This window comes from Sphingomonas sp. BL-S-30 (genome assembly GCF_055521475.1).
On record NZ_CM145481.1, the window covers coordinates 821,033 to 846,392 of the forward strand.

Genomic DNA, 25,360 nt, shown 5'->3' on the forward strand with positions numbered 1-25,360 from the left:
CCATTATTCGCTTGCATTGAATTCGCAACCGTGGCGCGCGCTATCCTACTTTGGATCGCCACGTGCAAGTAACAATTGCGAATTGAACCGTTTTCAGGGAAGGTTGCGACGATAGGTATAGGCGTGAAATGCCTGACCCGAGGTACCCCGATAATAGTTACGGCGCTCGCCAACCTTAACGAAACCTGTACCGCGATACAGCTTGATCGCGTCATTGCCCTCACGGACTTCCAGATGGAGAGTAACGGCGCCGGAACCTATGGCATCGGCAATGACGGAACGCAGTAAAGCGGCGGCCACGCCGCGGCGTCGCATCGCCGGAGCGGTCGCGAGCAGCAGCAATTCGGCCTCGTCGGCGACGATCCGCGACAGGGCGAAGCCGGCCGGCGTGCCATCGACCGCCGCGATGGTCAGCCACACGCCCGGCATGGCGAGGATGCCGAGGCACTGGTTGCGGGTCCATGCCTCCCCAAACCGCGGATCGAACGCGTCCTGCATGATCTGATCGACCGGGGTGAGATCGGCGACGCTGCCGGAACGCAATTCGATCATGTTCAGGGTCGTGCTCATGGCGCCGGCGCGAGCGGCTTCGCGTCAGGCGCCCGGCCGTAGATCGGGCGGGGCGGCAGGGTGGCAAGGGGCGCCGGCAGCAGCACCGCATCGGCGGCGCGCGGCAGTGCCTCGGTCAACGGCAGGCGGTCGTCCAGGGTCTTGAGGAAACGTACCCCATTGCCGATCGCCGGTCGCTCGCCGAGCGCCACGAGCGCCACCTCCGGCTTGAGCGAGGCGAGCGCGGATAGGGGAGCGAGCTGGACATCGAAAGCCTGCATGAAGACCTCGCCATGCCCGCCTTCCAGCACGACGGCAAGGCTCGACCAGCCCGGATTCTGCGCGAAACCGGCCGCGGCGACCAGCGGCAGCGAGGAATAGCCGAACGCTTCGGCGCCCCAGCCCAGCGCCAGCCCGCGCGCCGCGGCGATGCCGACGCGCACGCCGGTGAAACTGCCCGGGCCGCAATCGACCAGGATACGCGGGGCCCGGCCGCCGCCGGGCAGTTCGGCGATCATCGGCACCAGCCGCTCGGCATGGCCGCGCCCGACCACTTCATGTCGCGCGTCGATCACCACGCCCCCCTCGATCCCACCTTCGATCAAAGCGACCGAGCAGGCGGCGGTGGCCGTTTCGATGACGAGGATCCGGCTCGTCTCAGGCAATGATGTTGAACCGCTCGAACTCGGGCCGCGGCAGCCGATCGAAGATCGTTGCGGGGTCGCCATGCCCCAAGGTCGAGATGAAGTTGGACCGCACCGCCGGTGTGTCGGCGAAGAACGCCGCATCAACCTTGCCATTGTCGAAGCCCGACATCGGCCCGGTATCGAGCCCCAGCGCGCGGGCCGCGATGATGAAATAGGCACCCTGCAAGGTCGAGTTGCGCAGCGCCGAGACCTCGCGCAGCTCGCTATTGCCGTCGAACCAGCTCTTCGCGGTCTGGTTGTGCGGGAACAGCTCGGGCAGATTCTCGTGGAAATTGGTATCCATGCCCAGGATCACCGTCACCGGCGCGGCGAGGATCTTCGGGGCGTTCTGCGCGCTGGCGCAGGCGGCGAGCTTCGCCTTGGCCTCGTCGCTCACGCACCACACGAGCCGCGCGGGCAGCTGATTGGCCGAGGTCGGGCCCCATTTCATCAGGTCCCAGATCGCCCGCAGCTCGGCTTCGCCGACTGGCTCGTCGGTATAGCCGTTATAGGTACGCGCGGCACGAAAGATCGTGTCGAGCGCCGCGTCGGACAGCTTCTCGCTCATGCAGAATTCCTCGAAAAGAAAAGGCGATCAGATCGCCCGGACTTCGGTGACCTCGGGAACGTAATATTTGAGCAGCTGCTCGATCCCGTTCTTCAGGGTCGCGCTCGACGAGGGGCAGCCTGAACAGGCGCCCTGCATTTGCAGATAGACCTTGCCCTTGTCGAAGCCGCGATAGACGATGTCCCCGCCATCATTCGCCACCGCCGGGCGGATGCGCGTTTCGATCAGGTCCTTGATCTGAATGACGATGTCCGCGTCTTCCGGATCCTCGGCGAACATCTCGTCCGCGGCGGGAACCGCGATCTCGCCGGCATTGCCGGGGCGGAACAGCGGCATGTTCGCGCTAAAATGATCGAGCAGCAGGCCGAGGACGTCCGGCTTCAGCCCTTCCCACTCCACGCCGGGCGCCGCAGTAACCGAGATGAAATCGCGCCCGAAGAACACGCCGGTCACGTCGCCCAGCCCGAACAGCGCGTTGGCCAGCGGCGAGGCCTCGGCTTCCTCCGGTGTCGCGAAGTCGCGGGTACCCGCCTCCATGACCGTGCGGCCGGGGAGGAACTTGATGGTCGCCGGGTTCGGCGTGGTCTCGGTCTCGATCAGCATGGGTCGCATGTGGGCCGACAGCGCCGCGGGATCAAGGATCGATATGGAAACCCTTGTTCTCGCAATCATCCCCGATCCATCCGGGATGGGGCGATCATACGATCCGCAGATCCACTGGCGCAGTGTCCGGGAAGATCGTCTGCAGCCGCGCGGCATCCAGCCCGTAGTGCCGCGCCAGCAATCCGCCGGTCAGCGCGCGATAATCGGTCAGCACGGGGAGGTCCCGGCCCTGGTTGAGCGTCTCCGGCGCGATTTTCACCTGCGGGCCGACGATCCGCCCGCCGGCCACCCCGCCGCCCATCACCCAATAGACGCTGCCATGGCCATGATCGGTGCCCCTGTCGCCGTTTTCGCGGAAGGTGCGGCCGAATTCGGAGACGACCAGCACGATCGTGCTCGACCACGCCTCCGGCCCGATCTCGTCGGCGAATCCGGCCAGGCCGCGCCCCAGCTCGCCGATCCGCGCCGCGAGGTAACCCTGCGCGGCACCCTGGTTCACATGGGTGTCCCACCCGCCGACATCGACAAAGGCAAGGTTGAACTGGTCGCGCATCAGTCGTCCGATCCGGCGCGCCGAAAGCTCGAAGCCCTTGGGGCTCACCGCGCCGCGATTGGCCGCCATCATCTCCTGGGCGATCGACTTGTATACGGTGTCGCGCACCCTGAACCCCTGCGCCACCGATCCGCCCAGATCGCTGGTGCCGAGACGCTGGCCCTTGTACATCGCCTCGATCAGCTGGGCCTGCCGCGGATCGATCCCGGGCCTGCCCACGCCGTTCAGCGCGATATTCGGAATCGAGCCGCCGCCGCCGCGAAAGATCAGCGGCATCTGGTCGGTAAAGGCGATCGGCCGGTTGCCCGCCGCGGCATCGGTGCCGATCACGTCCGCCAGGCGCGCCATGAAACCCGACTGATAATTGCGCGAGCCGCCGATCGGCTGGCCCAGCTCGATCGTGTCCTGAGTCTCGAAATGGCTCCGGCTCATATCGTCGGTGCCGGCAAAGGGGACGAACGCGATCTGCTTCTTGTCCCATAGCGGCAGGATCGAATCCTTCAGCGCAGGATGCAGGCTCCAGTCGGTGTCGAGCGGCAACGCCGCGTCGGGATTGGCCGGATCGGGCTTCTTCAGCGCCAGCGTCGGCCTGGCGGCCGCATAGAAATCGCTGCCGGTCGGCGCGATGATGTTCGCCGCGTCATAGGCGCCGCGCAGGAACACGACCAGCATCCGCGCGCCTGCCGCCTGCGGCGCGGCGAAGGCGCGTCCGGCCAGCACCAGCGGCGTGGCGATCGCGACGGTCTTGAGCAGGGTGCGGCGGTCGATCATGGCATTTCTCCGGCCTCAGCGGCGCATGAATTCGGGGGATGACAGGAACAGGCTGTTCCACTCGTTGGGCGACGCGGCCTGATCCAGCGCGGTCCGCGTCGGCGCGGACAGGCGATCGTGCAGACCCTTGACCTGCAACGCGTTCTGGAGGCGCGGGAATGCCGGCTGATCGGTCGCGCCGGCCACGGGAGCGTTGAACAGCCCGGCAGGGCTACCGCCGATCTGCCGGGCGATCTCGAAGCGGACGCTGAGCTGGCCGGGCCCGATCCAGGCGGCGGAAGTCAGCGGATAGCCGTCCGGCGTCTCGCGCGCATACAGGCCTTCGCCCATGCGCCGGAGCCAGCCGAGGATCGGCGCGCTATTGGCGATCACCCGGTCGTCATGCACCAGGCGTACCGCCGACACCGCATAATGGATCGGGTCCTTGAACGCCTTGCCCAGCGACGCGTCGAATTCGCGCGACCGGAACAGAGTACGCAATACCGCGGCGATATCGCCATGGCTGCGCCGGAAGGTCGCGGCCATCCGGTCGACCAGCGCCGCGGGCGGGGCGTCGCCGACGAAAAAGATCGCCAGCCGCTCCGAGATGCGACGGGCCGTCGCGGGCGAGGCGGCGATCAGGTCGAGCGCCTGTTCCACCTCGGCGAACCCCGACCCCTTGATCTTCTGGCCCAGGAACATCTTGTCGCCGAAATCGTGCCGGGCCGGATTGAATTCGAACAGCCCCTCGCGGATCAGCAGCGGCTGCAGGGTCGGCTTCAGCTTGGGCGGATCGGGCTTCAGGTCGACGCCTACGCCGGTCAGGATCCGCGCCAGTTCTTGCACATCCTTCTGGGTATAGCCCGAACCCACTCCCATCGAGTGCAGTTCCATGATCTCGCGCGCGTAATTCTCGTTGATATGGCCGGCGCTGTTCTGGCTGTTGTCGAGATAGCGCAGCATCGCCGGATGGCGCAGCGTCGCTTCCAGCAGATCGCGATACCGGCCAAGCGCGTGGACTCGGATCGCCTGGTCCTCATAATCGCCCACCATGGCGCGGATGTCGGCCTTCGCCGCCTGGACGTTGAACTGATTGAACCAGAACCACGTCATCTGCTCGCGGAGCTGCGCCGGGGAATAGAGATCGCGCAGGATCGATCGGGTCGCTGCCTGAGTTTCCAGGCCCTGGATGTGTTTGTTATAGGCGGCGATTGCCGCCTTTTTCTGATCCGGATCGGTCAGCGCCCGCGCGGCACGGTTTTCCGCGTCGAGATTCACCACCAGCGTCGCCATCGGCGTGCCGCTGATCTCCATCGCGTCGATCTGCGCCTGAGCGGCGACGGGCAGGGGGGCGTTGGCCGGCATACGCAGTTGCGCGTCGATCAGCGCGGAAGCGCCATGCCCGTCCAGCGCCGCGATGGAAGAGGGAGACGCGCCCCAGCTTATCCGGTTGAGCAGCGCCACTTGTCGAGCCGCGCGATCGGGCGGCGCGCCCCCGCCGATCAGCAGCGCCAGCGCCGCGAGCGCGCCCGCGCGACTCAGGGATGGACACAAGGCAAGCCGGCGCAACGCCATAAACATGCAACTCGTTGTCCCGGACGGCTTTCATGGCACCGGGATGATTGCTCCAGGCTTAACGCGCGACGGGAATGGTGGATGCCCGCCGATTTTCGTCGCGTCCCGTCGCGAAATCCCTTCACCGCATCTATCCGCCAGATCAGGGATGATGGGCGTGGCGCGTTGCGTCAGGGTCTTGGCCACGCAACCGGAAAGCGTGGCCCGTCGAGCAGGTCGCCGGTTTGCAGGTTATACCATCCGCGCTCATCTTCGCGTACTTCGGGCAGGTTGAAACGCACGCCGTCGCCGGCAAAACGCAATGCCCAGGAACGGCGCGGCACCGCGCTTTCATTGCCCCCGCTGCCATGGATCGTCGCCGGGTGATGCGCGATGACGTCGCCGCAGCGGATCGGGCAGCGCACGATGCTGGCGGCGTCGGCGATCGCGATATCGCCAGCCTGCTCGCCGCGCGCCCGCCAGCCCTGATGCGACCGGTGCGAACCGGAGATGAATTCGAGCGGCGCGCCGGCATCGCTGACATCGCCGAGCGACACCCAGAGCGAGCATTTGCGGTCTCCCATCATCACGCCGCCGCCATCGTCGTCATGCCATTCGGTCGCCTCGCGGGCGCCGGCTTCCTTCACGAACAGGATATCGTCGACGAAGCGCGCGGTGGTCGATCGCATCAGTCCGGCCGCCAGCGCACCCACCGCGCCCCGCACCGCGAAGTCGCGAACGGTCGGATCTTGCCGGGCGGAATTGAAATAGACGTAGAAATGCCCACGCCGCTCCATTTCCTCCTGAAACCGCGGGGCGCCGAACAGCTCGTCGGGGGTGGTCGGCACGGCCAGCGCAATGGCCTCCTCGGTCACGTCGAGCGCTTCGGACCGGGCGAGCAGTCGCTCGCACGCGCCGACCAGCGGGGCGAGCCAGTTCGGCGACAGGACGTCGCGCAGGATGACATAGCCGTCGCGCTCGAAGGCCTGGATTTCGGCAGGCGTCACGGGGCGCAACGGAGCGAGTCCGGTCATGTCTGTGCCTCCGTCGGAACCGGCCAGGCGATGGCGAAGCGTGGGCCGGACAGCGGCGCCCCATCGGGCAGGCCGTAATAGCTGCGCGCTTCGCGCCGCGTGTCGCGCAGCAGAAAGTGGGCCTTCTCCCCGGCGTAACGGAACGACCAGGTCTCGCGCGTCGATGCGCTGCGATTGGGGCCGGCGGCATGGAGCGTGTCGAGATCGTGAACCGCGATGTCGCCGCACGCGATCGGGCAGGTCAGGATATCATGCGGCGCTCCCGCCGCGAGCGCGTCGGCGGAGAGTCCGCGGTCGCGCCAGCCACGATGCTTGCGGTGCGAGCCGCGCAGATACTGCACCGGCCCGGCTTCGAGCGGCACATCGGCCAGCGATATCCACACCGAGCAGCGTTGCGGCCCCGTGGCGACGCTGCCCCGATCATCGTCATGCCATTCGGTCGGCTCGATGGTGCCGGGTTCCTTCACGAACAGGATGTCGTCGACGAAACGAACGCGGGTTGCCCGCATCAGCGCGGCGACCAGCGCGCCGATCGCGCCGCCCAGCGCAAAGGCCAGCACCGCGGGTTCGTCGCGCGCGGTGTTGAACCGCATCCGGAAATGGCCGCGCGCGGCGAGCGTGCTGGCAAAGCTGGGTGCGCCGAACAGGGCGTCGGGCGGCGGAAGCCCGACACGTAACGTCTCGTCGGTGATGTCGAGCGCCGCGGGGCCGCGGATCAGCCTGGCGCAGACGGTGCGCAACGGCGCCAGCGCCTCGGGCGACAGCACCGCGCGCAGCACGACGAAGCCGTCCCGTTCGAACTGGTCGATCTCTTCGCCAGTGGGCAGGCGCAGGGGGATGTGCGCGCTCATTCGGCGGGAAGCCCAAGCTCGGCAAAGGTCGCCTGCCGGATGCCGCAGGGCGCGCAGATCCCGCACGGGACGGGGCCGGGCATATGGCACGACCAGGTCAGCTCGAGTGGCACCCCCAAAGTCAGGGCCGCGCGCACCACCTGCGTCTTGGACAGGCCGGCCAGCGGCGTGCGCAGGTCCGGCGCGGAATCCTGTCCCAGTTTCAGCGCGGCCGCAAAGGCCGCGAAAAAGGCCGGGCGGCAGTCGGGATGGCGCCAGTCCGCCGCGGTCGCGCCGAGATAGATGCGGTCGGCGCCGCGCGCCTCGGCGACGCTCGCCGCGATCGACAGCAGGATGATGTTGCGCGCCGGCACATAGTTGGTCGCGGCGGGATCCGGCCCCGCCGCGTCGCGACCGATCAGCCCGCCACTCAGCCAGCCCGCCATGTCGAGGTTCACGATCAGCGTTTCGACCCCCAGCCGTGCGGCGACGGCGGCCAGCCGGTCGAGCTCGATCTGGTTGCGCTGGCCATAATCGATCCCCAGCGCGAGGACCGGCCCGCCCGAGCGCGCGGCGAGCGCGATGCACAGCGATGAATCGATCCCGCCGGAAGCGAGCACGACTGAGCCGCCGCTCATCGCCCCGGGCTCCCGGGCAATGCCAGCGCGAGCACTTGCTGGCCGTCGCGCATCGCCAGCCCGGCGGCGACGAAGGTATCGACGATCTCGCACACCGCGTCGGTAGAAATGCCGCAGTGGCGCGCCAGGGCCGCGATCGTCGCCGGGGCATCGCTGCAGGCGACGTAGAGGGCGGCGGCGGGATCGTCGAAGCGGAAGGAGGCAGGCGCCAGCGCGCTGCGACGATCCTCGACATGCAAGATGCCCGGCGCCCACCAGAAGGTCAGCGTCGGCCGTTCCCCGGCCTGCCAGCGCGCATTCCACGCCTCGAGCGACCGCACGAGTGGAACATAGGCGGCATCCGCCAGGCTGCCCTCCAGCTCGCCCGAAAAATGATAGGCGGCGCGCTCGAGATCGACCGTGGCAGGGTAGGTGTGCGCATAACCCTGCTCCGGCACCGCGCGTCCGCCGCGCACCGGATAGAGCTCGGGGCGTTCGAAATAGGGGCTGAACCGCTCCAGCCCGATGCGCAGGAAGCCGCCCGGCGGGGAGAGGTGGACGATCCGCTTCGCCAGCTGTTGTTGCTCGGCATAATCCTGCTCCGTTTCGCCGGGAAAGCCGAACAGCAGGTTCCAATGCGTGTCGACGCCATAATGGCGGGTCCAGCGCAGCAGATTGACGTTGGTCACCGCGCGGGTGCCCTTGCGCATCAGGTGCAGCAGATGGGAACTGAGCGACTCGATGCCGGGCTGCACCGCGCGCACCCCGGCATGGTGGAGCAGCCGGATGTCCTGCCGCGACAGATCGGCCTTCACTTCGTAGAACAGCCAGTAGTCCATCGACGCTTCGGCGAGCGGCTGCATCATCGAGCGCAGATAGTCGACATTCATGATATTGTCGGTGGCGTTGAAGGCGAGGCTGCCATGCCGTCCGGCCAGCGTCGCGAGTTCGGCGAGCACGCGGTCGGGCGATTTGGCGCGATAGGTCATGGTGCTGCCGTTCAGGCCGCAGAACCGGCACGTCACCTTTGCCCCCCACCAGCAACCGCGGGAGCTTTCGAACGGCATGTCGACACTGCGGATCGATGCCGGGGTGAGCAGCCCGAGATCGAGCGCGCGGTCGAAATATTCGCCGAACTCGGGGACCGGCAGATCGTCCATGCGGTCGAGCGGTACGGCGGGCGGACCCGACGCGATGCTGTCGCCGTCGCGCCACAACAGGCCCGGGATCGCCGAGAGATCGGTGCCGTTGGCCAGCGCGCCGAGCAGCACGGGAAAGGATCGATCCGATTCGCCGCACAGCGCCAGATCGATCTGCGGCACCGCCTCCATCCACGCCCGGCCCATCGGGCCATCGAAATTGGCGCCGCCGAACAACAGGGTTATGTCGGGATGCAGCGTCTTGAGGCGCCGCGCCAGCGCGAAGGAAGCGACATTCTGCTGGAAGGTCGAGGTGAAGGCGATGACCGAATAGCGCGCCCAGTCGGTCCCCGCGATCAGGCCGTCCAGATAGGCGGGCACCACGATGTCCCGCACATGACGCAGCTCGTCGGCTGTCATCCCCAGCAGGTCGAGCGTCTCCTGGGTAGCCGCGCCGAGATCCTCCAGCATCGTGCCGGCCGGATCGGGCGCGGCGCTGCCAAAGGCATCGCGGGAGAACAGCCAGTCGCCGACCATCGGATCACGCGTACAAGCAAGATGATGATAGCGCGGGACGCCGAGAATCTGCGCGAGATCAAGGTTGAGGTGAAGCGTGTCGACTGAAAATCCGCCGATTCTGGCGATTTCTCCCAAGAGACCGGCCTGAAGTGATGGCCGAGTCGACAGTGCAAATGGCATCACGACGAATGCCACTTTAAAGTCATAACGAAGAGTCAATGACTGATCGGAGATAAATTCGATACAGTTCAAGGAATGGTCGAATCGAACGATTTGCTTTTCATCCATACCTCAGTCATGATGAAGGCCCGGACAGAATTTTTAGGTGCGGATATTGCGGTCCTGGTACATTTTTATCATGAAGGTGGCAAGCGATGCAAAATAGTGACTCAGAACTTTACGCCGTCACCGCCAAGGACATCGAGTCCCTCGCGGAAAGACTTGACGTTCTTGCCGCAAGCATGGGCGAAGGAGAGCGTTCCGCCCTCGCGCGGGTGATCCTCAATGCCGCGACGGCAGCGAAATCCGAAAGGGATCCTATCACCGAATTCAGCGGTCCGTTGGCCAACAGCATCGCAATCGGTGCTAACTATACCAAGGACGGACAAACGGCCCCGGTCGTGCCGATCAGCATTGGGGAGCTCCGGTCGAAAGAGCGGGCGTTCTTTCGCGGCGTCACGCGCTCGCCGGGTTGATCGCATCTCATCGCTGGCGCTGCCTGGCTCTCTCCCCCGGGAGGGCCGGGCGCGTCCTCGCCTGACGGCGATGCGCGCGCACGCCGTCATGCCGGTGCGCCGCTGGTGGCGCCTTTCGCTCCAGTCGCCCAAGAGGATCGGAAGCCGCTGATGTTCGAGCTCAGCAAGCAGTTTCGCTTCGACGCTGCGCATACGCTCGACCGCGCGATCGAAACCGCCTCCAGCCGCAGGATCCATGGCCACAGCTACCGCGCCGAAATCACCGTGCGCGGGCGGGCCGATCCGGTTACCGGCATGGTGGCCGATCTCGGCCTGCTGGAGCGCATGGTGGCCGAGGCGCGCGATGCGCTCGACCACCGGTTCCTCGACGAAATCGACGATCTCGGGCCGGCTACGATGGAAAATCTCAGCCTGTGGATATGGGGCCGGTTGTCGCCGGTCGTCACCGGTCTTTTCAGGGTGAGCATCTACCGCGACAGCAGTGGCGAAACCTGCTCCTATTGGGGGGAGGCGTTTCAGGGGGACCGCTAAGGGCCGCGCCCATCCGGTGCGCAATGCAATGTCGCCGGATTCCCGACGGCGCGAGCGCCGCGAGCCCGACTCGGGGAGGAGGCAGCCGGCGCGACGCCTTTCGCCTGATGAGCGCTCGATCGTCGCCCAATCTTGCATACAGTCTGTAAATCGTGCACGCAAAGGTCGGGGCTCGGGGGAGGAACCGCATTGTCGCGTCGCTGGATCGTTGGTCTGTGCCTGTCCTTCGCCGTGCTCGACGATGCGCCGCTCCGCGCCCAGGAAGCGCCGGTGCCGGACGATGCGGCGCCGGTGACCGAGGCCACTGACGGCGGTCGCGTCACCATCTGGCCGCCGGCCTTCTTCGCTGAGTTCCAGCCGACCAATGCGCTCGACATGATCCTGCGCATCCCGGGCTTCACTTATGAACGCGGCGACACTGGCCAGCGCGGCCTTTCGGGCGCGAGTGGCAATATCCTGATCGACGGCCAGCGCCCGTCGACCAAGTCGCTCGCGCTCGACGATATCCTGCGCCGCATCGCGGTCGAGGATGTGGCGCGCATCGAGGTGATCCGCGGCAGCGCGCCGGGCGTCGACATGCAGGGCCGCCCGATCGTCGCGAACGTCATCCGCAGGGCAGGGGGCACCTCCTCCGCCGCGGTCGAGCTGCTGACCAAATTCTACGGCGACCACATACCCGCGCGCGTCGCCCGGATCGAGGGATCGCGCGCCCGCGGCAACCTGTCGCTCGAAGGCGCGATCCAGTACCGCGACGAGAAGGACCAGGGCGCGTCCGGCACCGGCCATGTGATGCGCCGTGACCGGAACGGGGCGCCGGCCAGCTTCGGCACATTCGAGGCGGCATGGGATCGCCGGCTGCTCGCCGGCAACGGCGCGGCGGAATATCGCACCGGCCCGAACTTCTTCCGTCTGAGCCTCAGCGGCGAACTCAGCCATGAGGACCGGCGGGACATTTCCAGGCTCTTCGACACGGCGGGTATCCGCTTCGACGAACGCGTCATCACGGGTTTCCAGAGCAACGAGTTCGCCGCCAGCCTCGATTACGAACGCACATTCGGCAATGCGCTCACGGTGCGCCTGCTCGCGCTCGAGAGCCGGGAGCGCGACACGAGCAGTTCGACCTCGACCGGTCTGTCGCCCATCCAGGTTTCGACCGAAGATGCGCTCGCCGGCGAATCCATCGTCCGCGGCGCCGCTACCTGGCTCCCGGCCGAAACTCTCACCCTGGACGGCAGCGTCGAGCGCGCGTTCAATTTCCTCGATGCGGAGAACACGCTCGAACGCGGCGGGGTGCCGATCATCCTTCCCTCGGCCGATGTCCGGGTCGAGGAGCGCCGCATCCAGGCGCAGATGTCGGCGCGGTGGCAGGCCTGGGCGGAAGGCACGCTCGAGGCGAACCTTGCCTATGAAAGCTCGACCATCGCGCAGCAGGGCGATGCCGACAGCTCGCTCACCCTGCGCTACTGGAAGCCCCGGCTGAACGCGACGATTGCGCCGTTCAAGGACTGGGAAGTGCGGCTGCGCGCCGAACGCACCGTCAGCCAGCTCGATTTCGAGGATTATGCCAGCACCGCCTCGCTCGACACCGGTACCGTCAATGCCGGCAATCCGGATCTGGTGCCGGAACAGGCCTGGGTGTTCGAGGCCGCGATCGAGCGTCATTTCTGGGCGCGAGGCGCGCTGACTCTCACCGCCAGCCACGCCGCGATAAGCAATGCCATCGATCTGGTCCCGATTGACGGCCGCTTCGACGCGCCCGGCAATATCGGTAGCGGTACAAGGCAGGAAGCCAAGGCGTCGCTCACCCTCCCGTTCGACCGCCTCGGCGCGCCGGGCCTTTTACTCCGCTTCAACGGCGCGCTGCGCTGGTCGCGCGTCACCGATCCGGTGACCCTGGCGACGCGCCGCATCTCCAACCAGCGCCCGACCGGCGGCGACGTCTCGCTGATCAAGGAACTGCCCGCGCTCAAATCGGTGTTCACCGCCGATGTCTTCTTCGGCTGGAAAGAACGCTCCTACCGCATCAACGAGATACGCACCGAGAGCTCGTCGAACGATCCGCTCGCCAAGATCTATTGGGACTGGACGCCGCGCCCGGGCACCTCGCTGCGCCTCCAGGTCGAAAACATCGCCTTCCGCCAGCGCAGCCGCGACCGCATTCGCTTCGACGGGCCGAGGAGCGCGGGGCATATCTCCGGGTTCGAGCGGCGGACGGCGGTGCTCGACCCGTTCTTCATGATGCGGCTGCGCAGGAGTTTTTGACCGTTGGCCTGACTTCCCCGACTGCAGGACGATTCAAGTTTCCGGCGGGTAATGTCACGCACGCGCCATGAACGATCCCCCCGCCGCAAGACCCGAACCGCGCGCAAGGCTGACTCGAGCAGCGGAAATGTCAGCCCCGATCCGCCACGAATAGGGGAAAGTTTCGCCGGATATCGACGCATTTTTCCGCTGTTATGGCGTAACAGGGAAAACGGCTACCAAGCCGCTGATGCCGCACGAAAATTGTCCGGCGGAAATCCAACATAACAGCGGAAGAAAAAACGAAACTCGAAAAATCCCGGTGCAGCACGCGCAAAGGCACGGGAAAACCGCATCGTCTGACGGGCTGGTCGGGAAAAAGGCGGCGGTCGTCGCCGCTTCCTCAAACGTCGAGCTGCTTCACCGCCTCGTTCCAGCTGTGGATATTGTCCCGCGCTTCCTGCACGAAGGCGGAGCGGCGCACGATGCTCAGAAAGGCGTCGGCGATCCACTTGCCCGGGCGCCGCAGCGGCCGTTCGAACTGGATCAGCAGCACCACGCGCGTGCCGGCCGTGTCGTTCCACACCTCATGGTCATAGGTGTCGTCGAACACCAGGGTCTCGCCTTCCGCCCAGCGCACCACCCGGTCGTCCACGCGCATCCGCACATCGCCGTCGCGCGGCACGATCAGGCCGAGATGGCAGGTGATCAGCCCTTTGGTCACGCCGCGATGCGCCGGGATATGCGTGCCAGGCGCCAGGATCGAGAAGAAGGCGCTGTTGAGCCGCGGGATTTGCGCGACGATACTCGCGGTCTTCGGGCACTGTGCCAGATTGTCCTCGATCGGGTAGCTGTACCCCCAGAGGAAAAAGGACCGCCACATGTTCACCGCAGCGATCGCGCGGTGATCGGGCGAGATGGTCGCGAGGCTCGGCGAGGCGTCGCCCTGCAGCGCGACCGCGATCGCTTCCTCGCGGATCTCGCGCCAATGCGCGCGCAGCAGCGCCGTCCAGGCGAAATCGCGCACGTCGAGCACGGGCTCGTTCGAGACGAGCGAGGAGGAGGCAATCAGCCGGTCGAACAACCCGCGCAGATGCTTGCCATATTTGATGAGCAGCGGCCGGTCGCGTTCCGCTTCCAGCCTGGGCTGGGGATTGGGCACGCCCGAGATCACCGTGAGATCGGGGATGCGCGAGCCGTGCGGGGGCGTCTTGCCCGATTTGCGCCACAAAGCATTCGCGTCCGGTCCGGTTTCGACTCTCATCCGCTACCACGCCTCCGCACGTCACTGGCGACGCGCCGGCCCGGAAAAGCCTCATCTGCGTCGCGATCGAATACACCCCGCAATAATGCGGCAACCGAATCGTTATCGGCCGTGTTCGACCAAATAGTGGCGATGGCGTGGAGTTTAACGGCAGGTTCAGGTTTGCGTCAGCAACGCTGGCCGCGATCGGATTACACCGCTAGGATCGCCTTCATGTATGTAACACCGCGCGCGCTGCGCCTGTCGCTCCTCGCTTCGCTGCTGCTCGGCCTGTCCCCGACGGTCAGCGGCCAGACCGCTCCGGCACCGGTCGCCGGCTCCGGCAACATCGCGAGCCGCGAGGCGTGGCTGTACAAGGGCAGCGACATCGTGCCGGACGCCGCCTGGCGCTTCGGCACGCTGACCAACGGCTTGCGCTACGCGGTGCGCAAGAATGGCGTGCCGCCGGGCCAGGTCTCGGTGCGGGTGCGGATCGATGCCGGCTCGCTGATGGAGCAGGACAGCGAGCTCGGTTATGCTCATCTGATCGAGCATCTGTCCTTCCGCGGCTCCGAGTTCGTGCCCGATGGCGATACCAAGAAGGTGTGGCAGCGGCTCGGCGCCACCTTCGGGTCGGACAGCAACGCGCAGACCACCCCGACCCAGACGGTCTACAAGCTCGATCTGCCCAACGCGTCGGAGGCGAGCCTCGATGACGCGCTGAAGATCCTCGCCGGCATGGTCAGCAAGCCCAACATCACCCAGGCTGGCCTCGCGGCGGAGCGGCCCGCGGTTCTCGCCGAGCAGCGCGAGCAGCCGGGGCCGCAGGTCCGGCTGTCGGATGCGATGAACGCCGCGTTCTTCGCCGGCCAGCCCTTTGCCGACCGGTCGCCGATCGGCCACACCAAGACGCTCGAGGAAGCGACCCCCGAGACGGTCAGGGCGTTCCACGATCGCTGGTACCGGCCGGAACGCGCCGTGGTCGTCGTGTCGGGCGATCTCGATCCGGCGATCTTCGAACGCCTCGTCGCCAAATATTTCGGGGCGTGGCGCGGCACTGGCCCGGCGCCGGCCGAGCCCGATTTCGGCGTGCCCGATGCGAAGCAGCCGACCACCAAGGCGATCGTCGAGCCCGGCCTGCCGACCATGGCGATGATCGCGGTGCTGCGCCCTTGGAAATTCAATGCCGATACGGTGATCTTCAACCAGAACCGCCTGGTCGACATGGTCGCGCTGGCCGTGATTAACCGGCGGCTCGAGACGCGGGCAAGGGCAGGGGGCAGCTATGTCTCGGCCCGGGTCGGGCTCGACGATCCGGCGCGCTCGGCCAATGTCACCTTTGTCCAGGTCGCGCCGGTGGGCGACGATTGGGAAGCCGCGCTGAAGGATGTCCGCGCGGTGATCGCCGACGCGCAGGCCTCGCCGCCGTCCCAGGCCGAGATCGACCGCGAGCTCGCCGAGCAGGGCATCGCCTACAAGACTATGGTCGATACCGCGCGCGCCGATGCCGGCAGCAAGCTTGCCGACGACATGGTCCAGGCCGTCGACATCCGCGAGACGACCACCAGCGCGGCGGTGATCCAGAACGTGTTCCTCGATGCGCGGCGCAAGGGCATGTACTCGCCCGCGCGGATCCTCGCCTCGACGAAACGGATCTTCCAGGGCACCACGACCCGCGCGCTGGTCAGCGTGTCGAAGCCGGAAGAGGGCGCCGCGGCCAGGCTCGCCGCAGCGCTCAGCGCTGACGTGAAGGGCGTCGCCGGCATCCGCAGCACTCAGGCAGCGGTCGATTTCTCGAAGCTGCCGAAGCTTGGTCCCCCGGCCAAGGTGGTGAGCCGCAAGAAGATTTCGGAATTCGGGCTGGAGCAGGTCACCTTCTCCAACGGCGTGCGCCTGATGGTCTATTCGACCACGTCGGAGGATGACCGGGTCTATGTCCGCGTGCGGTTCGGCAAGGGCTTCAACGCGCTTCCGGCCGATCGCGAAAGCCCGGCCTGGGCCGGCGAGTTCGCGCTGATCGCGGGCGGCATCGGCAAGCTCAAGCAGGGCGATATCGACGCCATGGCCGCCGGCCGCCGCATCGGGCTCGACTTCGACGTGGACGACGATGCCTTCCAGCTGGGTGCCATGACCTCGCCGCGGGATCTGCCCGATCAGCTCAGGCTGATGGCCGCCAAGCTGGCCGCGCCGGCCTGGGACCCGAGCCCGCTCGCCCGCGCCAAGACAGCGGTGCTGGCCAATTATGCCGGCCTCGAATCCTCGCCTGACGGCGTGCTCGCGCGCGATCTCGACGGCCTGCTCCGCGGCGGCGATCCGCGCTGGGGCACGCCGACCCGCGAGGAGATCCGCAACACCACGCCCGAGGCGTTCCGCACCCTGTGGGAGCCGCTGCTCGCGACCGGGCCGATCGAGGTGCAGGTGTTCGGCGATATCGGCACGGACAAGGCGATCGACGCGGTCGCGCGGAGCATCGGCGCCCTGAAGCCCCGCGTCGACGATGCGCGGCCGGTGCCGCCGGTGCATTTCCCCGCGCACAACCAGACCCCGGTGATCCGCACCCATGACGGGCCGGAGAACCAGGCCGCGGCGGTGATCGCCTGGCCGACCGGCGGCGGAATCGAGGGCGTCGCCGAGAGCCGCCGTCTCGACGTGCTCGCCGCGATCTTTAGCGACCGGCTGTTCGATCGGCTGCGCTCGGAAGCGGGGGCGAGCTACAGCCCCAGCGTATCGAGCAGCTGGCCGATCGGCCTGCCCTCGGGCGGCCGCGTGATGGCGGTCGGCCAGGTCGCGCCGGCGAATCTGCCGCTGTTCTTCAAGCTCTCCCGCGAGATTGCGGCCGACCTCGTCGCCAATCCCGTCAGCGACGACGAGCTGCGGCGGACCATCGGCCCGATGATCGAGGTGCTCAAGCGCCAGTCGACCGGCAACCAGTTCTGGATGCTCAACCTCGAAGGCGCGACCTACGACCCCCGCCGCATCGCCGCCTTCCGCAGCGTGCTCAGCGACATCTCGACCCTGACGTCGGTCCAGCTGCAGGAAACGGCGCGCAAATATCTGCGGCCCGATACCGACTGGACGCTGGAGGTGTTGCCAAAGTCAGTGGCGGGGACGGTCGCTTCGGCGAAGTAACCCTTATCTCCCTCTCCCAGCGGGAGAGGGAAGGGGCCCATCGCTCTTGCGATGGGAAGGGTGAGGGTGAGAGGTAGCGCCCAAGTCACCCTCATCCGGCGCTTCGCGCCACCTTCTCCCGAGGGGAGAAGGAATAGAGGATTGATTCGACCTTCGGCCCAGCCATGCCAAACCCGGGCCATGCCTACCCCTTGTACAGCGCGTCCAGCCGCGGCCCGTACACCTCTTTCAACACATGCCGCCGGATCTTCAGCGAGGGCGTCAGCTGCTCGTTCTCGATCGTGAAATGCTGGTCGGCCAGGATGAAGCGGCGGACGCGCTCGATCACCGAGAGGTCCTTGTTGACCCGCTCGACCGCCGCGCCGATCGCGGTGCGGTAGCTGCTATTCTCCGCCAGCCGCGCGAAATCGCATTTGTCGCCGTTCCGCGCACACCATTCCTGGGTCCATTCCGGATCGGCGACCAGCACCGCGACCATATACGGCTTGCGATCGCCATAGATCATCGCCTGGACGATCTCGGGCTGCAGGGTCAGCATGCCCTCCACCTTCTGCGGCGCGACATTGTCGCCCTTGTCGTTGACGATGATGTCCTTCTTGCGGTCGGTGATCTTGATCCGGCCCTTGTCGTCGATCAGCCCGATATCGCCGGTGTGGAGCCAGCCGTCCTTCAGCACGCGCGCCGTCTCGGCCTCGTTGCGCCAATATCCGTGCATGACCAGCTCGCCGCGCACCAGGATCTCGCCGTCCTCGGCGATGCGCACCTCGGTGTTGACCAACGGCGGGCCGACCGTGTCCATGCGCAAGCCTACCGAAGGCCGGTTGCACGAGATGACCGGGGCCGATTCGGTCTGGCCATAGCCTTGCAGAAAGGTCAGCCCGAGCGACTGGAAGAAGATGCCGACTTCGGGCGTCAGCGGCGCGCCGCCCGACACCATCGCCTTGATCCGCCCGCCGAAGCGCTTCTGGATCTTCGGCTTGAGCGTCGCCTTGAGGAACAGGTTCATCGGCTGGTCGAGCAGCCCCATGCGCCCTTCATATTCCTTGGCGCCCAGGTCCTGCGCCTTGCCGAGCAGATAGCTGGAGAATTTGCCCTGCTTCTCCACCGCCTTGGAGATGCGGGTGCGCAGCACCTCGAACAGCCGCGGCACCACGACCATGATGGTGGGGCGCACTTCCTCGATGTTGGAGGCCAGCTTGTCGAGGCCCTCCGAATAATAGATCTGCGCGCCGAGCCCGATCGGAAAATGCTGCCCGCCGGTATGCTCATAGGCGTGGGACAGAGGGAGGAAGGACAGGAACACTTCGTCCTCCCAGCCGAAATCCTCCGAGATGACGGTGCAGCAGCCATTGACGTTATGCAGGATCGCGCCGTGATGCTGCATCACGCCGCGTGGCGCCCCGCCGGTGCCGCTGGTGTAGATGATGCACGCCGTGTCCTCGCGCGTCGCGTTGCTGACCATACCGGACGGATCGGTCTTGTGGTCGGCGATCAGCTTTGGCCAGCTATACACGTCGAGCGTACCCGGCTGGGTGATGCGGATATCCTCGATGCCGATGATGATCTTGGCATTGTCCGCGCGGATCGCGGCGGGCAGCAGCGTCCGGGCCAGCTTGGCGCTCGACACGATCACGGCCTTGGCGCCCGAATTCTCGATGATGTGGCTGTGATCGCGCTCGGTATTGGTGGTGTAGGTCGGGACGGTGATGCAACCGGCGGCCATGATCGCGAGGTCGCTGATGCACCATTCCGGGCGGTTCTCCGCGACCAGCATCACGCGGTCGCCAGGGGCCAGCCCGATTGCCTTCAGCCCGGCGGCCAGGCTAGCGACCTTTTCGGCGGTCTCGCGCCAGCTGGTCGGCACCCAGGCGCTGCCGGCCTTGTGCCACAGAAAGGGCTTGTCGCCCTTCTCCCGCGCCCGCGCGAAGAACATCGTGACGAGGTTGGGGAAATGTTCGAGCGTTCGCATTGTCTCTCCCGGGGAGGGGCGCGCCGTGTTCGGCTGCGCCGTTCAGGTTTTCAGGGCAGGTCGCTCAGTGCTGTTCCGACACTCCTTGGGTCCGCCGCGCCGACCCAGCCCCTGGCCGTGCGTTCCGCCGCATTCGCCTTGAGGCCGAGGCTGGATATCACGACCTGATGGCCCAGTCTCTCCAGCGGCTCCTTCATCGGCTCGAGCGACGTGCCCTTTTCGAGGATCAACGTCCGGCCGCTGAAATAGATCAGTCCCTGGCCGATCGACTCCTGCGCGCTCATGCCCCAGTCGAGATGGGCGATCAGCGCCTTCGCGACCTGCATGATGATCGTCTTGCCGCCGGCCGCGCCGACGGTGAACACCGGCTTGCCCTTGGCGTCATAGACGATGGTCGGCGCCATCGACGACAGCGGGCGCTTGCCGCCCTCGACCCGGTTGGCGACGGGCGCGCCTTCCTTCTCCGGCGCGAAGGTAAAGTCGGTCAGTTCGTTGTTGAGCACATAGCCGTTCGCCATCAGCTGGCTGCCGAACGGCCCCTCCACGGTCGATGTCATGCCGACGATGTCGCCGGCCTTGTCGATCGCGATGAAATGGGTGGTGCCGTGGATCTCGTTCTGCACCGCCGCGGTCCGCGCCTGCGCGCCCGGCGGCGTGCCCGCTTCATAGGCCGGCAGGGTCGCGGTGGTGGAGATCAGCATGGATCGCCGGGCGAGATAGGCCGGATCGATCATGCCCTTCACCGGCACCTGCACGAAATCGGTATCGCCCAGATATTTCTCGCGGTCGGCATAAGCGAGTTCCATCGCCTCGCCGATCAGATGCCAGGCGACCGGCGAGTTCGGCCCCATCTTCTTCAGGTCGAAACGCTTCAGCATGCCGAGGATCTCGAGCACCGTCACCGCGCCTGAGGAGGGCGGGCCCATGCCGCAGATCCTGTACGTCCGGTAGAAACCGCAGACGGGCGGCTGCTCCTTGGCTTGATAGGCGGTCAGGTCGGCAAGGGTGATGTCGCTGCTATTGACGGAGGTGCCGGTCGCGGCGGCGACGATCGCCTTCGCGTTGTCGCCGGCATAGAACGCTTCGGGCCCTTCATCGGCGATCCTGCGCAGGATCGCGGCGAGCGCCGGGTTCTTCATCGTCGCGCCCACTACGGGCACCTGGCCGTCGACCGTGTATTGCTTCGCGATTTCCGGGAAGCGGTCCCAGATGCGCGCCATGCCGGCGATGCGGTCGTTCAGCGGCTTGCTGACCTGATAGCCGTCCTCGGCCAGCTTGATCGCGGGGGCGAACAGCGCCTTCCATGGCAGCTTGCCCCATTTCTGGTGAGTCAGCGCGGCCAGCCGGATATTGCCCGGCACGCCGACAGACTTGCCGCCCTGGAACGCCTGGCCGAACGGCATCGGCTTGCCGTCCGCGCCGAGGAATCGCTGCGGCGTTGCGGCGGCCGGCGCTTTTTCGCGGCCGTCGATCGTGTCCATCTTGCCGGTCTTGCCGTCGTGATGGACCAGGAAACCGCCGCCGCCGATGCCGCTCGATTGCGGTTCGACCACGGTCAGCGCCAGCATCATCGCCATCGCGGCATCGGCCGCGCTGCCGCCTTCGCGCAAAATCTCTCGCCCGGCTTCGGTCGCACGCGGATCGGCGGAGGTGACGACGCCCTGAGCGGAGGCGACGGGGGAATAGACGAGGATGGCAAGCGCGAGCAGGAGCTTCTTCATGGCTCCGTGGTAGCGGTGACTATCGCTACGTCAACCGGCCCCGACGGCATCCGCGACATGATCATGCCCATCCCGCTTCAGCAGGCCCGCCAGGCCGTGCGCGATCCGGCGCGGCAGGCCGGGGCCCTCATAGACCAGCGCGGTATAGAGCTGGACTAGGCTCGCCCCCGCGCGGATGCGGGCATAGGCCTCCTCGGCACCGCCGATCCCGCCGACCGAGATCAGCGGCAGCGTCCCGCCGGTCGCCTTGCGGAAATCGCCCAGGCGCTGCCGTGCGAGCGCAGCGAGCGGCGCGCCCGACAGGCCGCCGGTCTCCGCCGCATGGGCGGATCGCAGCCCGGGACGGGAAATGGTCGTGTTGCTGACGATCAGCCCGTCGATATGGTGCGTGATCGCCGCGCGCGCGATCTCGTCGATCGCGGCAGGCTCCAGGTCGGGCGCGACCTTCAGGAACAAGGGTGGCCGCTGGATTGGCAGGTGCCGCGCTTCGTCAGCCGCGGCGAGCAGCTCGGCCAGTGCCGCGCCGTGCTGCAGCTCGCGCAGGCCCGGCGTATTGGGGGAACTGATGTTGATCGTGACATAATCGGCGATCTGCGCGGCTTTCTCCACGCCGTTCCGATAGTCGGCGATCCGGTCGGCCGCGTCCTTGTTCGCGCCGACATTGATGCCGAGCACGCCGCGTCGTTTGGCCCGGGCGGCGCGGGGCAGGGCTGCTTCCAGCCCGCCATTGTTGAAGCCCATGCGGTTGATCACCGCCCGATCCTCGACCAGGCGGAACAGGCGCGGGCGCGGGTTGCCCGGCTGCGGTACCGGCGTCAGTGTGCCGATCTCCACCGCGCCGAACCCCAGGCCGAAAAATCCGTCGATCGCCCGGCCGTCCTTGTCGACGCCGGCGGCAAGGCCGATCGGGTTGGCGAAATCAAGACCGGCCACCGTGATGCGAAGGCTCGAATCGCCCGGTCCGGCCGCCAGCGGCGTCCCCGCCCGAGCCCATGCCTCGAGCATGGCGATCGTCAGGCCGTGCGCGCGCTCGGCTTCGATGCTGAACAGGGCGGGGCGGAGCAGGGGGAACATCATCGGGGCGCTTTGGCATCGCCGGGCCCGCGGGTCAAAAACCGGCTGCGACGAAGCTGCGACGAATATGTCCGAATTGGCGCTTTCATCCAATACAGTCAAACCGCACGCTGGTCTAACGCGCTTGCGACCCGAAGAGCTCCCAACGGGGGTCTCTTTCACTTGGGCCCGGCCGGTTTACCGGCCGGGCCTCTTTTCATTGGTGTCGGACCCGGGTAATGTCGTTTCTGTACAAAACAGGGGCGCGTACATTGCCGGACATCCAGCTCGACTACGCGGTCCCGGCTGCCGACTTGGCCGAATACATCACCCTTTTCTATCACTTCCGCGCGGATGTTCCACTGTTCGAGGACACCGAGCGCGCGGATCATGCGCAGATCCGCTTCCGCCTGTCCCCAGGCGCTTCGGACTACACTTTCCCGGACGGCACGCAGCAGGACGCGACCGAGATCCATGTCGTCGGCCCGACCAGCGGCGCGATGGGGGTCCGCTGTGTCGGCCCCGTCTGGGTGCTCGGCATGGGCGTGACCGCGACCGGCTGGGCCGCGTTGATCGGCAACGACGCGTCGAGCATGCTCAACCGCGTGATCGACGCGACCGATCTGTTCGGGGCGCCGCGCCTGCGCGCCGCCGCCAATGCCTTGCGCGCGGCACCCGATATCCCGGCCCGGGTGGCGATCGGCGAACAATTGATCCGCGAGCTGCTGCGCGGGTGCGATCGCAGCGCGACGACCTTCGTCCGCCATGTCGACACCTGGCTGGCGGGCAGCCCCTCGCCCGACATGGAGGATCTGGTCACCGCGACGAAGCTTTCGCGCCGCCAGGTCGAGCGCAAGTGCAAGGCGCTGTACGGCGCGCCGCCAAAGCTGCTTGCCCGCAAATATCGCGCGCTCCGCGCGGCGGTGGCGTTGGTCTCGGAAAGCCAGTCGGTCGACGACCTGATCGCTCGCGGCTTCTACGACCAGTCGCACCTGATCCGCGAAGTGAAGCAGTTCACCGGCCACACCCCGCGCCAGATCAAGGCGGAACCGAGCCTGTTGTCGCAACTGACCATCAGCCAGCGCGTCGCGCTCGGCGGCCAGGTAAGCCCCCTGGTCAGCGACACGTAATCACTTCCTCCCCAAGCTCGCTTGGGGGGGGGCCATTCGCTTCTTTAGCGAATGGTGGAGGGGAATTGGAGCGAGGTTGCGTTGCCGCGCTCCAATCCCCCTCCACCATCCTTCGGATGGTCCCCCTCCCCATATGCGATGGGGAGGAACGAAAACAAGGTTGACCCAAGCGCCTCACACCCCCACATGCCCAATCGGAACGAATCAATCCGATTGGACCAGATGCGCCTTTCCAGCCTTGCAGACTATGCGGTCGTGATGATGTCCGCCGCGGCCCGCCATTGCGGCGGCGCGGCGCGGCTCAACGCGACCCTGCTCGCCGAGGAAACCGGCCTGCCGCTGCCGACCGTGCAGAAGCTGGTCAGCCGCCTGTCCGCGGCCGGCCTGATCGAGAGCGCGCGCGGCACCGGCGGCGGCTTCCGCCTCGCGCGTCCGGCGGCGGCAATCAGCCTCGCCGATATCGTCGAGGCGATCGAAGGGCCGATCGCGATGACGTCCTGTGTCGAAAATGGCAGCCATGATTGCTGCATCGAGGAGAATTGCCGGGTGAAGCCGCACTGGAACGCCGTCAACGGAGCGGTGAAGGGCGCGCTCGCGGGCGTGTCGCTCGCCAGCCTGTCGCAGCAGGTGCCGGCATAATGGCCACCAGGAACGCAGAGGCGCATGCCGCCGCGAACAAGACATACGAATGGGGTTTCCATTCGGACATCGAACAGGAATTCGCGCCCAAGGGCCTGAGCGAGGACACCGTCCGCTTCATCTCGGCCAAGAAGAACGAGCCCGAATGGATGCTCGACTGGCGCTTGAAGGCCTATCGCCTGTGGCTGACGATGACGCCGCCCGACTGGGCCAAGCTCAACATTCCCCCGATCGACTATCAGGACGCCTATTATTACGCCGAGCCCAAGGCCAAGCCCAAGATCGGCAGCCTGGACGAAGTCGATCCCGAGATCCTGCGCGTCTATGAAAAGCTCGGTATCCCGATCGAGGAGCAGAAGATGCTCGCCGGGGTCGAGGGCGCGCGCAAGGTCGCGGTCGACGCGGTGTTCGACAGCGTCTCGGTCGCCACGACCTTCCGCAAGGAGCTCGAAGCCGCGGGCGTGATCTTCCGGTCGATCAGCGAGGCGATCAAGGAATATCCCGAGCTCGTCCGCAAATGGCTCGGCAAGGTCGTGCCGCAGCACGACAATTATTTCGCGGCGCTCAACTGCGCGGTCTTTTCCGACGGCACCTTCGTCTACATCCCGGAGGGCGTACGCTGCCCGATGGAGCTGTCGACCTATTTCCGCATCAATGCGGAAAATACCGGCCAGTTCGAACGCACGCTGATCGTCGCCGACAAGGGCTCGTACGTCTCGTACCTCGAAGGCTGCACTGCCCCGATGCGCGACGAGAACCAGCTCCACGCCGCCGTGGTCGAGCTGGTCGCGCTCGACGATGCCGAGATCAAATATTCGACGGTGCAGAACTGGTACCCCGGCGACGCCGAGGGCAAGGGCGGCATCTATAATTTCGTCACCAAGCGCGCGCTCTGCCAGGGCCGGAATTCCAAGGTCAGCTGGACTCAAGTCGAGACCGGCAGCGCGATCACCTGGAAATACCCCAGCTGCGTGCTCGCGGGCGAGAACAGCGTCGGCGAATTCTATTCGGTCGCGGTGACCAACAACCGCCAGCAGGCCGATACCGGCACCAAGATGATCCATCTCGGCAAGGGCAGCCGCTCGACCATCGTGTCGAAGGGCATCAGCGCCGGCCATAGCGACAACACCTATCGCGGCCTGGTCCGCGTCGCCCCGACCGCCGAGGGCGTGCGCAACTTCACCCAGTGCGACAGCCTGCTCCTGAGCGACCAGTGCGGCGCCCACACCGTGCCCTATATCGAGGTGCGCAATCCCTCCGCCCAGATCGAGCATGAGGCGACCACCTCGAAGATCAGCGAAGACCAGATGTTCTACGCGATGCAGCGCGGCCTCGATGCCGAGGCGGCGGTGGCGCTGATCGTCAACGGCTTCGCGCGCGAGGTGCTGCAGCAGCTGCCGATGGAATTCGCGGTCGAGGCGCAGAAGCTGCTGGGGATCTCGCTTGAGGGGAGCGTCGGGTGATGCACATCATATGGGGGTTTCTGCCGCTTGTATTGCTCTCGGGTGCGGCGACTGCCGGTGCCGTGGCAGTCACGCGGTATGAGATGAATAGTGGAAAGGCGCTGCGTTTCTTTATCCCGTACGAGCCTTGGTCACGTGTTCGGA

General features: G+C 66.5%; 21 protein-coding genes. 7 read left to right on the top strand and 14 right to left on the bottom strand.

Translation table 11 applies throughout. The annotated features are described in order from the left end of the window. Positions 1–93 precede the first annotated feature (93 nt). The 10 genes from ACZ1I5_RS03680 to ACZ1I5_RS03725 all read right to left on the bottom strand — a co-directional run bounded on the left by ACZ1I5_RS03680 (position 94) and on the right by ACZ1I5_RS03725 (position 9,690). On the bottom strand, positions 94–570 hold the full coding sequence (locus ACZ1I5_RS03680) for a GNAT family N-acetyltransferase (protein WP_465172389.1): 477 nt from the start codon (positions 568–570) through the stop codon (positions 94–96). Next, the gene (gene tsaB / locus ACZ1I5_RS03685) at positions 567–1,214 is read right to left on the bottom strand and encodes a tRNA (adenosine(37)-N6)-threonylcarbamoyltransferase complex dimerization subunit type 1 TsaB (protein ID WP_465172390.1); all 648 of its coding nucleotides are present in this window, start codon (positions 1,212–1,214) and stop codon (positions 567–569) included. The genes ACZ1I5_RS03680 and tsaB overlap by 4 nt, the downstream gene beginning before the upstream one ends. After that, entirely contained in the window at positions 1,207–1,803 is a 597-nt protein-coding gene (locus ACZ1I5_RS03690; protein WP_465172391.1) for a malonic semialdehyde reductase, read from the bottom strand. Before ACZ1I5_RS03690 ends, tsaB begins: the two co-directional genes overlap by 8 nt. Positions 1,804–1,830: 27 nt before the next feature. Continuing rightward, a complete protein-coding gene (locus ACZ1I5_RS03695; RefSeq protein ID WP_465173885.1) occupies positions 1,831–2,406 on the bottom strand; it encodes a NifU family protein in 576 nt (191 codons plus the stop codon). Between the two features lie 94 nt (positions 2,407–2,500). After that, the gene (locus ACZ1I5_RS03700) at positions 2,501–3,730 is read right to left on the bottom strand and encodes a DUF1501 domain-containing protein (RefSeq protein ID WP_465172392.1); all 1,230 of its coding nucleotides are present in this window, start codon (positions 3,728–3,730) and stop codon (positions 2,501–2,503) included. 15 nt (positions 3,731–3,745) lie between these two features. Beyond that, complete coding sequence (locus ACZ1I5_RS03705; RefSeq protein WP_465172393.1) at positions 3,746–5,284, bottom strand: DUF1800 domain-containing protein; 1,539 nt, start codon at positions 5,282–5,284, stop codon at positions 3,746–3,748. A 170-nt stretch (positions 5,285–5,454) separates the two neighbouring features. Then, positions 5,455–6,297, bottom strand: a complete 843-nt coding sequence (locus ACZ1I5_RS03710; protein ID WP_465172394.1) for a phytanoyl-CoA dioxygenase family protein — start codon at positions 6,295–6,297, stop codon at positions 5,455–5,457. Next, positions 6,294–7,148 (bottom strand): phytanoyl-CoA dioxygenase family protein, encoded by an 855-nt coding sequence (locus ACZ1I5_RS03715; protein ID WP_465172395.1) that lies wholly within the window; start codon positions 7,146–7,148, stop codon positions 6,294–6,296. Before ACZ1I5_RS03715 ends, ACZ1I5_RS03710 begins: the two co-directional genes overlap by 4 nt. Next, a complete protein-coding gene (locus ACZ1I5_RS03720) occupies positions 7,145–7,765 on the bottom strand; it encodes a 7-cyano-7-deazaguanine synthase (protein ID WP_465172396.1) in 621 nt (206 codons plus the stop codon). The genes ACZ1I5_RS03715 and ACZ1I5_RS03720 overlap by 4 nt, the downstream gene beginning before the upstream one ends. Then, positions 7,762–9,690 (bottom strand): RiPP maturation radical SAM C-methyltransferase, encoded by a 1,929-nt coding sequence (locus tag ACZ1I5_RS03725; protein ID WP_465172397.1) that lies wholly within the window; start codon positions 9,688–9,690, stop codon positions 7,762–7,764. Before ACZ1I5_RS03725 ends, ACZ1I5_RS03720 begins: the two co-directional genes overlap by 4 nt. Positions 9,691–9,776: 86 nt before the next feature. On the opposite strand from ACZ1I5_RS03725, the gene ACZ1I5_RS03730 reads away from it, so the two are divergent. The 3 genes from ACZ1I5_RS03730 to ACZ1I5_RS03740 all read left to right on the top strand — a co-directional run bounded on the left by ACZ1I5_RS03730 (position 9,777) and on the right by ACZ1I5_RS03740 (position 12,890). Next, positions 9,777–10,097 carry a hypothetical protein gene (locus tag ACZ1I5_RS03730; protein ID WP_465172398.1) on the top strand — a complete coding sequence of 107 codons (321 nt, stop codon included), beginning with the start codon at positions 9,777–9,779 and terminating at the stop codon, positions 10,095–10,097. Positions 10,098–10,247: 150 nt separating this feature from the next. After that, positions 10,248–10,628, top strand: coding sequence for a 6-carboxytetrahydropterin synthase (locus ACZ1I5_RS03735; protein WP_465172399.1), 381 nt, complete (start codon positions 10,248–10,250; stop codon positions 10,626–10,628). Positions 10,629–10,817: 189 nt separating this feature from the next. Further along, entirely contained in the window at positions 10,818–12,890 is a 2,073-nt protein-coding gene (locus ACZ1I5_RS03740; RefSeq protein ID WP_465172400.1) for a TonB-dependent receptor plug domain-containing protein, read from the top strand. Between the two features lie 382 nt (positions 12,891–13,272). Here the strand turns inward: ACZ1I5_RS03740 and ACZ1I5_RS03745 are convergent, their stop codons facing one another. Beyond that, entirely contained in the window at positions 13,273–14,133 is an 861-nt protein-coding gene (locus ACZ1I5_RS03745) for an aspartyl/asparaginyl beta-hydroxylase domain-containing protein (protein WP_465172401.1), read from the bottom strand. Between the two features lie 213 nt (positions 14,134–14,346). Here ACZ1I5_RS03745 and ACZ1I5_RS03750 point away from each other — a divergent pair, with 213 nt between their 5' ends. Continuing rightward, positions 14,347–17,241: a M16 family metallopeptidase gene (locus tag ACZ1I5_RS03750; protein ID WP_465172402.1), complete on the top strand. Its 2,895-nt coding sequence runs from the start codon at positions 14,347–14,349 to the stop codon at positions 17,239–17,241. A 184-nt stretch (positions 17,242–17,425) separates the two neighbouring features. On the opposite strand, the gene ACZ1I5_RS03755 is transcribed toward ACZ1I5_RS03750, so the two are convergent. The 3 genes from ACZ1I5_RS03755 to ACZ1I5_RS03765 are packed head-to-tail and all read right to left on the bottom strand — an operon-like array spanning position 17,426 to position 22,008. Next, on the bottom strand, positions 17,426–19,210 hold the full coding sequence (locus ACZ1I5_RS03755; RefSeq protein WP_465172403.1) for an AMP-dependent synthetase/ligase: 1,785 nt from the start codon (positions 19,208–19,210) through the stop codon (positions 17,426–17,428). Between the two features lie 50 nt (positions 19,211–19,260). Continuing rightward, entirely contained in the window at positions 19,261–20,931 is a 1,671-nt protein-coding gene (gene ggt / locus ACZ1I5_RS03760) for a gamma-glutamyltransferase (RefSeq protein ID WP_465172404.1), read from the bottom strand. A 30-nt stretch (positions 20,932–20,961) separates the two neighbouring features. Next, entirely contained in the window at positions 20,962–22,008 is a 1,047-nt protein-coding gene (locus ACZ1I5_RS03765) for a quinone-dependent dihydroorotate dehydrogenase (protein WP_465172405.1), read from the bottom strand. A 215-nt stretch (positions 22,009–22,223) separates the two neighbouring features. Between ACZ1I5_RS03765 and ACZ1I5_RS03770 the strand changes: the two genes are divergently transcribed. The 3 genes from ACZ1I5_RS03770 to sufB all read left to right on the top strand — a co-directional run bounded on the left by ACZ1I5_RS03770 (position 22,224) and on the right by sufB (position 25,216). After that, complete coding sequence (locus tag ACZ1I5_RS03770) at positions 22,224–23,114, top strand: helix-turn-helix domain-containing protein (RefSeq protein WP_465172406.1); 891 nt, start codon at positions 22,224–22,226, stop codon at positions 23,112–23,114. 222 nt (positions 23,115–23,336) lie between these two features. Further along, positions 23,337–23,753 (top strand): SUF system Fe-S cluster assembly regulator, encoded by a 417-nt coding sequence (locus ACZ1I5_RS03775; RefSeq protein WP_465172407.1) that lies wholly within the window; start codon positions 23,337–23,339, stop codon positions 23,751–23,753. Then, positions 23,753–25,216, top strand: coding sequence for a Fe-S cluster assembly protein SufB (gene sufB / locus ACZ1I5_RS03780; RefSeq protein WP_465172408.1), 1,464 nt, complete (start codon positions 23,753–23,755; stop codon positions 25,214–25,216). The genes ACZ1I5_RS03775 and sufB overlap by 1 nt, the downstream gene beginning before the upstream one ends. Positions 25,217–25,360 lie beyond the last annotated feature (144 nt).